Origin of the sequence: Sphaerisporangium sp. NPDC051017 (assembly GCF_040683095.1) — a bacterium.
Classification (GTDB): domain Bacteria; phylum Actinomycetota; class Actinomycetes; order Streptosporangiales; family Streptosporangiaceae; genus Sphaerisporangium.
In genome coordinates this window covers 1-1,721 of the sequence record NZ_JBFBCI010000148.1, presented here as the reverse complement: position 1 = coordinate 1,721, position 1,721 = coordinate 1, and the positions used below count along the sequence as shown (strand labels likewise).

Sequence of the window (1,721 nt, the reverse complement as noted above, 5' to 3'; positions counted from 1 at the left end):
TGTCAACGGCGGCTGAATGCTGACCCCTTGGCGTCGTCTGAATTCTGACCCCTCCGTTGCGATTGATCGTTACTGGTCGTTGCTGTGGTCGGCCGCGGGCACGCGGCCCAGGTCGCGGTTCTTGAGGCGGTAGCTGTCTCCCTTCAGGCTGATGACCTCGGCGTGGTGGACGAGGCGGTCGATCATCGCTGCGGCGACGACGTCGTCGCCGAACACCTCTCCCCAGCGTCCGAACGGTTTGTTGCTGGTGACGATCAGGCTGGCCCGCTCGTAACGGCTGGAGACCAGTTGGAAGAACAGGTTGGCGGCCTGGTGCTCGAACGGGACGTAGCCGACCTCGTCCACGATCAGGACCGGGATCCGCGACAGCCTGGTCAGCTCGTCTTGGAGTGTCCCCCGGATGTGGGCGTCGGCGAGGCGGTCCACCCACTGGCCGGCGGTGGCGAAGGCGACCCGGTGGCCGGCCTGGCAGGCGCGGATACCCAAGCCGATCGACAGGTGGGTCTTTCCGGTGCCCGGCGGGCCGAGGAACACCACGTTCTCACGGGCTGCGACGAAGTCCAGCGTGCCCAGGTGCGCGATGACGTCGCGTTTGAGGCTGCGCTGGTGGTCGTAGTCGAAGTCCTCCAGCGCCTTGCGGGCGGGGAAACGGGCCGAGCGGATCCGTGCTTCACCGCCGTGCGATTCCCGGGCTGCGACCTCCCGCTGCAGGCAGGCGGCCAGGAACTCCTCATGGCTCCAGGACTCGGCCCGGGCCCGCCCGGCGAGCCGTTCCACCGCCGCCGCCAGCGATGGCGCCTTGAGTACCCGGGTGAGATACGCCAGTTCGGCATGGAGGTTGCGTGAGCCACCGGCGGCCGCCGTGGTGGTCGTGGCCGGCGCGCGTGCCATCAGGCCACCCCCTCGGCCGTCAACAGGGCGTCGTAGTCGCTGAGCGGGCGCTGCTCGACCTCGACCTCGGGAGGGCCGGCGGTGGGAGCCCGCAACCGCGCCCCGCCGCGCAACGCGGCGGCGGCCTTGGCATGCGCTGGATCGGTGATGGTCTGATGGGACGCCCAGCAACGCCGGTGCCGGGCCACCGGCCGGCCACCGCAGGTCACGCTGACCTGCTCCAGATCGGCGATGACCTCCACCAGCCGGCCGATCGCCGAGGGATGCACCGAGTAATCGTTGGAGGCGATCCGCACGTAATGATCGCGCGGGAGCCGGGTCGAGGTCCGCCACCCGACCGTCGGCGCGACCGGCGGCAACGCCACCATCGCCGCCAGATCGGCGTGCAGCCGGTCGGCCGGGCGGCACTCCAGACGGCGATGACGGCGCGCGTTGGCCTTGCCCAGCCACTCGGCCAGCTGCGCGTTGAAGTCGTGCGGGGAGCCGAAACCACGCCCCGGCAGGAACGAGGTCTCCAGATAGCCGTTGGCCCGCTCCACCAGCCCCTTGGCCTCCGGATCGCCCGGGCGGCATTGCCAGATCGCGATCCCCAGTACCCCGCGGAACGCCTGCGCCTGCGCGGTCAGCTGCGCACGGCCCGCCTTCCACTGACCGATCGCGCTCTCGTTGTCCCACACCAGCGTCCTGGGCACGGCGCCCAGCCCCGACAGCAGCGCCCAGTGGCCGGCAAACAGGTCCCCGGCCTTCCGGGAGGGCAGCATTCGAGCCATCAGCCACCGCGAATACCCCAAGACCATGACCAGCACCGGCGGGCTGCCGCGATGCCCGGC

At 70.6% G+C, this 1,721-nt stretch carries 1 protein-coding gene and 1 pseudogene; both read right to left on the bottom strand.

Features of this window, described 5'->3' with window-relative positions; all coding sequences use genetic code 11:
- Positions 1 to 69: 69 nt before the first annotated feature.
- On the bottom strand, positions 70 to 891 hold the full coding sequence (istB, locus tag AB0M95_RS40930) for an IS21-like element helper ATPase IstB (RefSeq protein WP_363777164.1): 822 nt from the start codon (positions 889 to 891) through the stop codon (positions 70 to 72).
- A pseudogene (locus tag AB0M95_RS40925) lies at positions 891 to 1,721 on the bottom strand (IS21 family transposase); the annotation flags it as partial. The pseudogene AB0M95_RS40925 and the gene istB, both read right to left, overlap by 1 nt.

Excerpts from the sequence above, each read along its gene's own strand:
- istB (WP_363777164.1), bottom strand. The coding sequence starts at position 891 with ATGGCACGCGCGCCGGCCACGACCACCACGGCGGCCGCCGGTGGCTCA.